The sequence below is a fragment of the Pirellulales bacterium genome, assembly GCA_035939775.1.
In the GTDB taxonomy this organism is placed as follows: domain Bacteria; phylum Planctomycetota; class Planctomycetia; order Pirellulales; family DATAWG01; genus DASZFO01.
In genome coordinates this window covers 1-7,755 of the sequence record DASZFO010000031.1, presented here as the reverse complement: position 1 = coordinate 7,755, position 7,755 = coordinate 1, and the positions used below count along the sequence as shown (strand labels likewise).

The 7,755-nt window shown below is 60.0% G+C and carries 6 protein-coding genes and 1 tRNA gene; 3 read left to right on the top strand and 4 right to left on the bottom strand.

Going from position 1 to position 7,755, the window contains the following annotated elements; translation table 11 throughout:
* Window positions 1–360: 360 nt before the first annotated feature.
* Window positions 361–433: transfer RNA gene (locus VGY55_01390), tRNA-Arg, on the top strand.
* 160 nt (window positions 434–593) lie between these two features.
* Here the strand turns inward: VGY55_01390 and VGY55_01385 are convergent.
* On the bottom strand, window positions 594–2,588 hold the full coding sequence (locus VGY55_01385; protein HEV2968608.1) for a tetratricopeptide repeat-containing serine protease family protein: 1,995 nt from the start codon (window positions 2,586–2,588) through the stop codon (window positions 594–596).
* A 233-nt stretch (window positions 2,589–2,821) separates the two neighbouring features.
* Between VGY55_01385 and pepF the strand changes: the two genes are divergently transcribed.
* Together pepF and VGY55_01375 are read left to right on the top strand one after the other, a co-directional pair.
* Window positions 2,822–4,624 (top strand): oligoendopeptidase F, encoded by a 1,803-nt coding sequence (gene pepF / locus VGY55_01380; protein HEV2968607.1) that lies wholly within the window; start codon window positions 2,822–2,824, stop codon window positions 4,622–4,624.
* Between the two features lie 123 nt (window positions 4,625–4,747).
* A complete protein-coding gene (locus VGY55_01375; protein HEV2968606.1) occupies window positions 4,748–4,891 on the top strand; it encodes an antitoxin family protein in 144 nt (47 codons plus the stop codon).
* Window positions 4,892–5,299: 408 nt separating this feature from the next.
* On the opposite strand, the gene VGY55_01370 is transcribed toward VGY55_01375, so the two are convergent.
* The 3 genes from VGY55_01370 to VGY55_01360 all read right to left on the bottom strand — a co-directional run bounded on the left by VGY55_01370 (window position 5,300) and on the right by VGY55_01360 (window position 7,463).
* On the bottom strand, window positions 5,300–5,908 hold the full coding sequence (locus VGY55_01370) for a thiamine pyrophosphate-dependent enzyme (protein ID HEV2968605.1): 609 nt from the start codon (window positions 5,906–5,908) through the stop codon (window positions 5,300–5,302).
* A 69-nt stretch (window positions 5,909–5,977) separates the two neighbouring features.
* Window positions 5,978–6,460 carry a thiamine pyrophosphate-binding protein gene (locus VGY55_01365; protein ID HEV2968604.1) on the bottom strand — a complete coding sequence of 161 codons (483 nt, stop codon included), beginning with the start codon at window positions 6,458–6,460 and terminating at the stop codon, window positions 5,978–5,980.
* A gap of 4 nt (window positions 6,461–6,464) precedes the next feature.
* On the bottom strand, window positions 6,465–7,463 hold the full coding sequence (locus VGY55_01360; GenBank protein ID HEV2968603.1) for a sugar phosphate isomerase/epimerase: 999 nt from the start codon (window positions 7,461–7,463) through the stop codon (window positions 6,465–6,467).
* Window positions 7,464–7,755 lie beyond the last annotated feature (292 nt).

The following is a 7,755-nucleotide window of genomic DNA, read 5'->3' as shown; positions in this document are numbered from 1 at the left end:
GGCTTGACCATCTTCGTCGCCAGCGATTCGCCCGAAGTAACGGATCTTTCCCCTGACTTTCTTGCACCAGTATCCAGCCGCGTGCGGGCCAAGCGGAAAATCGGGGTGCGGTTTGGTCGGGCGTCCGTCGGAAGCTTTGCTAGACGCGCCGGGTTTGCTACGCTGTTGCATGGTGTCACCTCGCTTAACAACGACAGGTGGTGCCTGATGCCCGCCCGCTTGATCCGGGCGGGCATCGTTATGTTCGGCATACGTTGCCCAATTGAGTATAGCGGTAGTACAAACGGTAGTAAAGCCTCTATCAGCAAGAAGTTGCGGAATCTTAAAAACAGCATAAAAAGCCGTAAAAACAACGGCTTTGCGCCTGTAGCTCAGGGGATAGAGCAGCGGTTTCCTAAACCGCAGGTCACAGGTTCGAATCCTGTCAGGCGTAAAGGGGAGGGGGCTCGGGACTGGGGGCTCGGGGTTCGGTAATGCCGCTCTGCGAGCGGCGGAGTAGTTGACTTTACCTTTGACGACGTATCGTGAGCGACGGCCCAACCTACGCTTGCACGTCCCCGAGTCCCGAACCTCTAATCCCGAGTCCCGATCCCCTACCTCGGCGTCAGCATGACTTTGTGGATTGCGTAGCGAGAAAGTTGGGAGCCGAGGAAGAGGTGGGTTTCGTCGGTTGGCTTCCATTCACTGGGGACTGAAGGGAGCGGGTCGGTCGTGCGAGTCTCGAAGATCACGGCGCCGTCGACGGTGACTTGCAGGCCGGCGCTGCGCACCTTGAGGATCACCGTGGCCGGCTGGCCGTTAGTGAGCAGGCGGCCTTGGTGGACGCCGCGGGCGTCAAGATCGAGGCCGCTCACGCCCTCGCCCGCGTCGAGCAGAAAGGCCGATTGCTTGCCGCCGCGGACGAAGCCGATCGCGAATTCCTTCTGGTTCGATTTTCGTTCCAGCACGAGCGTCAAATCGTATTGCTCGGGCAGATCGCCGGGAATCTCAATCATCGCGTCGGCCGCCAGCGGCGAAATGAGCGAGTTACCGTCGAACTTCCAAACGCCGTTGATCGCGTCGCGCTTCACGCTCACACGTGCCAGCAGATCGTGCGAGCCGGCGGGAATGGCCAGGTCCATTTCTGGCTTGCCGGTGTCGGCGGACGCTTCGGCCTTGTCTGGAACTCCGGCGGGCTGCGCGGCCGAGTGAGCGACGGCGGTCTTGTCCGGCGCGGAGCGCGAACCGCCTTGAGCGATTAGATCGGCGCAGTCGCGAGTTAGGAATTTGTCTCCTTTCGCGTGCCGTTGATCGGCGAAGGCCTGGATGCGGGCCAATTCTTCGTCGATCTTGGCTTCGGCATCAGTAAGCCGCTGGGCGTCGGCGGCAGTTAGCAGCTTGCGGTTGTCGTCGTAGAGCTTCCTGAGCAAGTCGGCCCGGATGCCTATTCCTCCGATGTGCATCGCGACCGCGGCGTGATATGCCGCTTGATATGGCTGCTTATCGTTGGCGAAGAACACGGCGAGAGCTTCCCACGCCAGCGCGGCCTCTTTAGGATACTTGCAGACTTCCTCGGTCCAGGCCGCGCGGGCCGCCGTCTTCTTATCTTGCTTGACGAGCGCCAAGCCCAGCTCGTAGAAGTAGAGGCCCTTGGCCGCGCCCCAGGGATTCAGCTCGATCGCCTGGTTGAGGTACGCGGCGGCAATTTCGTTGGCGTCGAGCGCTCGGAGCAGCAGCCCGACCTGATAGTAGATGCCGTCGTCCGTCGGATTTTCCAAAAGGGCCCGGTGAAAATAGGTTGCGGCGAGGGCCAAATTATAGCGAGCCTCGGGGTCCTTGTTGCCGCGGGCTTTCATCAACTGCGACGCCCGCTCGCGGACCACGTTGGCGGCGTCGAGAAATTTCTTGGCCGCTTGAGGATCGGCCCTCCGCTGGGCGAGCGGAACGAAATTGTCCAACTTGAGATCAAAGAGCGGAATGGCGAAGCCGATGTTTTCCTTGTCGTTCACTTTGAGCGTGACGACGCCGAGCACCTCGCCGTTCTTGTCGCAAAGCGGGCCGCCGGAATTGCCCGGATTGATCGCCGCATCGACCTGATAATAGCTGACGCCGTCGAGCACGCGATCGACGCCGCTCAGGATGCCGCTGGTGATGGTCTTGCTCAACTGAACTCCGGCGCCACTGGGATTGCCGATCACGTAGACGCGCTGGCCGGGGATTCCCTTGCGGCGGTCGATCTTGGCTGGGTCGAGCGTTCCTTTCACCTCATTGGGGTCGATCCGGACCAACGCCAGATCGAATTGAGGATGAAAGCCGATAATTGTGACCTTATTGTAGGTGAGGGTCTCGTGCTTGCCTCCTTTGCGCACGTCGGCACGGCAGTGAAACGGCAGGGGCGAAGCGACGACATGGGCATTCGTCAGGATCAGGCCCGATTTATCCAGAACGATACCGGTGCCATGCCCTTCGACGTTCTCAAGCGAGACGACGGAGGCCTGGACCTGATTGTAGACTTTGACCGATTCTTCCTCCTGAGCGCGGGCGCGGCCGGCAAGCGCGACGGCGAGGATAGCGGTAGCCAGCAGGAGTTCGGGCAGTTTCCGTTGCATCGAAGATTCCCGTGTTGCCAGGGTGAAAGCATGACGGCCAGCGGCGCCGCGAAGGTTTCCTCCGTTGTATTTTCGCTCTGCCGATGGGGAAACGCAAGCGTTTACGAGGCGGCCAACTCGCGAAGGGCCTTTCGCCCCGTGGCAATCGTAGCTTGGCTGCGGCCGTTTGGCGGATATGATCGTGTATTCCAAATGGGACTGTTTTCCTTTAACTCCAGCGAGCATCGATCACGATGAGCAAAGTTAAAAAACTTCCGCCGCGCAGTGCCGTCAAGCCGTCTGATTGCTGGGACCTATCCAGTCTGTTCAAATCCGACGCACATTGGGAAACCGCCTTCAAGAAATGGGAGGCCGAGATTCCGCGCTACGGCGAGTTCGCCGGCCGGCTCGACGAGAGCGCAAAAATGCTCGCGGCATGCCTGGAATTCGACCTCCAGTTCGATCGAACCGGGGAGCGGCTTGGCACCTATGCTCATTTGAAGACGGCCGAAGACATGGCCAACAGCGCCTATCAGCGGATGCTCGGCCGGTTTCAGCATGCGGCGAGCATCGCCGCCCAGGCGGGGAGCTACATTCGCCCGGAGATCATGGCGATTCCGGCGGCGAAGATGAAGAAATTCCTCGCCGCCCCGGAATTGGCGCCGCACCGGTTGACGCTCGAGCGGCTGCTCCGGTACAAGCCGCATACGCTCGGCAAATCCGAGGAAAAGTTGCTGGCCATGCAGTCGGAGATGGCCGAGACCTCGAACCACGTCTTCCGGCAGTTGAACGACGCCGATTTGAAATTCGGCACGCTCAAGAACGAGAAAGGAGTGGCGGTCGAGCTGAGCACCTCTTCGTTTTCCGTATTCTTGCACTCTCCGCAGCGGAGCATCCGGAAGACGGCCTTTCACCAGTTCTATTCGCAATACCAGGGCCACGAGAATACCTTGGCCGCGACGCTCAGCGGCTCGATGCAGCGCGACGTGTACTACGCCAAAGCCCGCGAGTTCCCCAGCGCCCGCGAGAGCGCGCTGTTTGCCGACAATGTGCCGGTCGCGGTGTACGACAACTTGGTCGAGTCGGTGCATCGGCATTTGCCGGCGCTGTATCGCTACTACGAATTTCGGCGGCGGAAGATGCGGCTCCCGGAGATCCATCACTATGACACTTACGTGCCGATCCTCAGCGAACTCGACACGCGGCACACCTGGAACCAAGCCGTGAAAGTGGTCGTTGACGCCCTCGAGCCGCTCGGCAGCGATTATTGCGGAGTGCTCGAGCGCGGGCTGAACGACGGCTGGTGCGATCGCTATCCGAATCAGGGCAAACAGAGCGGCGCCTTCTCGAGCGGCACTTACAACGGCGCCCCCTATATCATGATGAACTATCAGCCCGACGTGCTTGACCATGTCTTTACTCTGGCCCACGAGGCAGGGCACTCGATGCACACCTTCCTCGCGGCCAAGAGCCAGCCGTATCAGTATTACAATTACACGATCTTCGTGGCCGAGGTGGCCAGCACCTTCAACGAGCAGCTCTTGAGCCGCCACATGATGGCCCGAGCCAAGAGCGACAAACAGCGGGCCTATCTCATCAATCGCGACATCGACGCCATCCGCGGCACGATCATCCGGCAAACGATGTTCGCCGAGTTCGAGAAGATCGCCCATGCACTGGTCGAATCGGGCGAACCGCTGACAGTGGAGCGGTTCAAGAGCGTGTACGGCGACTTGCTGAAGCTGTATTTCGGGCCCGATTTCGCGATCGACGACTGCCTGGCGCTGGAATGCTTCCGTATTCCACATTTTTATCGGGCGTTTTATGTTTATAAATATGCGACCGGTCTTTCCGCGGCGATCGCCTTATCGGAGCGCGTCACCGGCGGCGGTCCGCGCGAGCTGGACGATTACTTGAGCTTCCTCAAAGGAGGTTGCTCGAAATGGCCGCTCGATCTCCTGCGCGACGCAGGAGTGGACATGGAGCAGCCCGAGCCGGTGGACACGGCGCTCGAGCATTTTGGAAAGCTGGTGGAGGAGTTAGATGAACTGTTATAAGACGGCGGATACCTGCGATTGTGATTCGTACGGGCGGAACTCCAGAAATGATACTGTCGCGGTTGCATGATCGGCGAAGTATAATCTGATTGCGGTCAAAGCACGATTGGATGGAGTTGAATCATGTCGCTGGAAATCGAAGCCATATACGAAAACGGCGTTCTCAAACTCGATCAGTCGCTGCCGCTCAACGAGCACGAGCGTGTCATAGTGACAGTTCGCTCGAAGGCCGGCCGAATGCGACAAACCGCCGGCTTGCTGCGGTGAACGGGCGACCCCGAGGTACTCCGGAAAATTGCTGAGGATCCCGTATTTGACGATTTGGAGTCGCGATGACTCTGGGCTCGATTCCGTACCGCCTTGACAGAGATTACTGCCGCCGGACTTGAAGTTTTTCAGGTCACAGGGGCAGACGTAAATCGCGCCGGGGATTTGAGTCAGCTGCACGGGCTACTTAGTAACGACGCTTTGGTGGTCGCAATTATGGAGGCTCATGGCCTGAGCCACCTTGCGAGCAATGATGCCGATTTCGACCGCGTACCGGGCATTACGCGTTATGCCCCAGCGTGATCGCGAACTCTGGCCGGACGATTGCTCGGCAACGTTGGGCTAGAGCCGCAGCCCCAACGGGGCAACTGCAATGTGAATCAAATGGGTGGGTTCCGATGCTTCGCATCAAATGCCCAGCGCCGTCCGCAGCCGCTCGATCCGCGGGCGGATTGGCCCAGGAACGTCGAGGAAGTAGTCGCCGCGGATTGGTTCGACGATTAGAGAAATGAACCGCGGTCCGGGGAGCTTGAGGACTGCGGCAGCGCCGTTTTGCCAGTCGATCAAGTCGTCAAATGTGGCGACGCTTTCGATCCCGGCAGCGGTGGCAAGCCCGGCGAAATCGACTCGGGCGATGTGCCCCGCCGTCTTTTGGCCGCCCGTCACTTCGTAGACGCCGTTATCGAGCGCTATGAGCGTGAGGTTCTTCGCGCGCGAGGCCGCGAGCGTCACCAAACAGCCGAGATTCATCAAGAGCGATCCATCGCCGGTGAAGACGATCACCTCGCGCTGGAGTTGCGCTAGCGCGAGCCCAAGCGCGATCGACGGCGATTGGCCCATCGCCGAGGGGATGTAATGGAAATCGAGCGGATGGTTGGAAATCCGCGGCCATTCGCGGGCGGTGCCCATTGTCGTGACGACAATTTGATCGGTCCGCAGTTGGCGGATGACTTCCAGCGCGGGAACCAAGGGCATGCGAGAAGGTTCGTCCGAGGCATACGGCGTGGTCTCGTCCATTGGTTGTTCCCCTCACCCCAGCCCTCTCCCAGAGGGAGAGGGAGTGATGCAACACGCGAACTATCCCGCCTACATTCGTCCTTCGGCCACGAGTGCAATGCCCGGCTTGCCGGCGGCTCGGCTGGCCCGATAGTGCTCGCCCATTCGCGGCAGCTCGTCAGGGCGGGCCAGCAACACGTAATCAATTTCCCACGCCCGCAGGATCGGCTCGGCGAAATGCTTCGCCGTGTCGGCGGAGTTCTCAATCAAATAGCTGCGATGGCCGACGATCGCGAACAGCGGCCGGCCGAGGTCGAAGAGCGCATTGCGGAATGAATCGCCCGAGTCGAAAAGGCCGGTCGTTTGCATGATCACCATCGGCCGCGCGCCGCCGATGTCCAGCCCTGCCGCGATGGCCCAGGCCTCGGACTCGCGCGAGACTCGAATCAATTGAAACGCGCTCGACTCCTCCAGCGCATTTTCCCACGCCCCCAGACCCGAGTCTGGCAGCCAGATGACGTGAGTCACCTTTAGTTCAGCGAGCAAATCGGCGATTTCAGAACCGGAAAACACGGCGTCAACTCTCGGCGAAGGCCGCGTCGAACTGCACGTTGCTCGGCGTGAAATCGAGCCGCTGGACGAATTCGCAGGCTTCCTTCGCGCCGTGCTCGCGGTCCATGCCGCAATCTTCCCATTCAACGGAGAGCGGGCCGTCGTAGCCGGCCTGGTTCAGCGCCCGAATGATCTCCTCGAAATCGACTCCCCCGCGGCCCGGCGAGCGGAAATCCCAACCGCGGCGCGGATCGCCAAAATTGAGATGGCTCGCCAGAATCCCGCTCTTGCCGTTCAGGGTGACGATCGCGTCTTTAACATGCATGTGGTAGATGCGGTCGTGGAACGCGCGGATGAATTCGACCGGATCGACTCCCTGCCAGAGCAGGTGGCTCGGGTCGAAGTTGAATCCGAACTCCTCGCGGCGGTCGAGGGCTTCGAGCGCTCGCTGGGCCGTGTAAATGTCGAACGCGATCTCGGTTGGGTGAACTTCCAAGGCGAACTTCACGCCGCATTGGCCGAACACGTCCAGAATCGGGTTCCAGCGCTCGGCGAGCAGCTCGAAGCCCGCGTCGATCATCGTCTGCGGCACGGGCGGAAACGAATAGTTAAGATGCCAGATGCTCGAGCCGGTGAATCCGTTGACGACCGGCACGCCGAGTTTCTGGGCCGCGCGGGCTGTGTTTTTCATCTCCTCCGCGGCGCGGCGATTGACGCCGGCCGGATCGCCATCGCCCCACACATATTTCGGCAAGATGGACTTGTGCCGCTCGTCGATCGGATCGAGCACCGCCTGGCCGACCAAATGGTTGCTGATCGCGAACACTTGCAGATCGTAGCGCTCCAAGAGGTCGCGTTTCGCCGCGCAATAGCCGTCGTCGGCCAAAGCCTTATCGACTTCGAAATGATCTCCCCAGCAGGCCAACTCGAGACCTTGATAGCCAAACTCACTCGCCTTGCGGGCCAGGTCGTCGATGGTGAGATCGGCCCATTGACCGGTGAACAAAGTAACGGGGCGCGTCATGCAATGCTCCTTATCTGAAGTACGAAATGAAAAGTACGAAGTACAAAACACGAAAGAATTCTGGCCGCTGGCTTTCGCAGTTTGTAGTTCGAACTTCGTACTTGTTTGCGTCATTGTGCCAGATTCGCGGCGATTGGCAACTGGCCGAACTGTGCCAATCAGCGGCGCGAGTGCCGGGGCACGAGGATCGCACGTGCTATAATGGCAATGTCTGACGATTAGGCATGGTGTATTGGCCCCCAGCGGTATTCGGTGTGAGTCTCGTTATGCAGATCATGCGACTCCTTTTGCG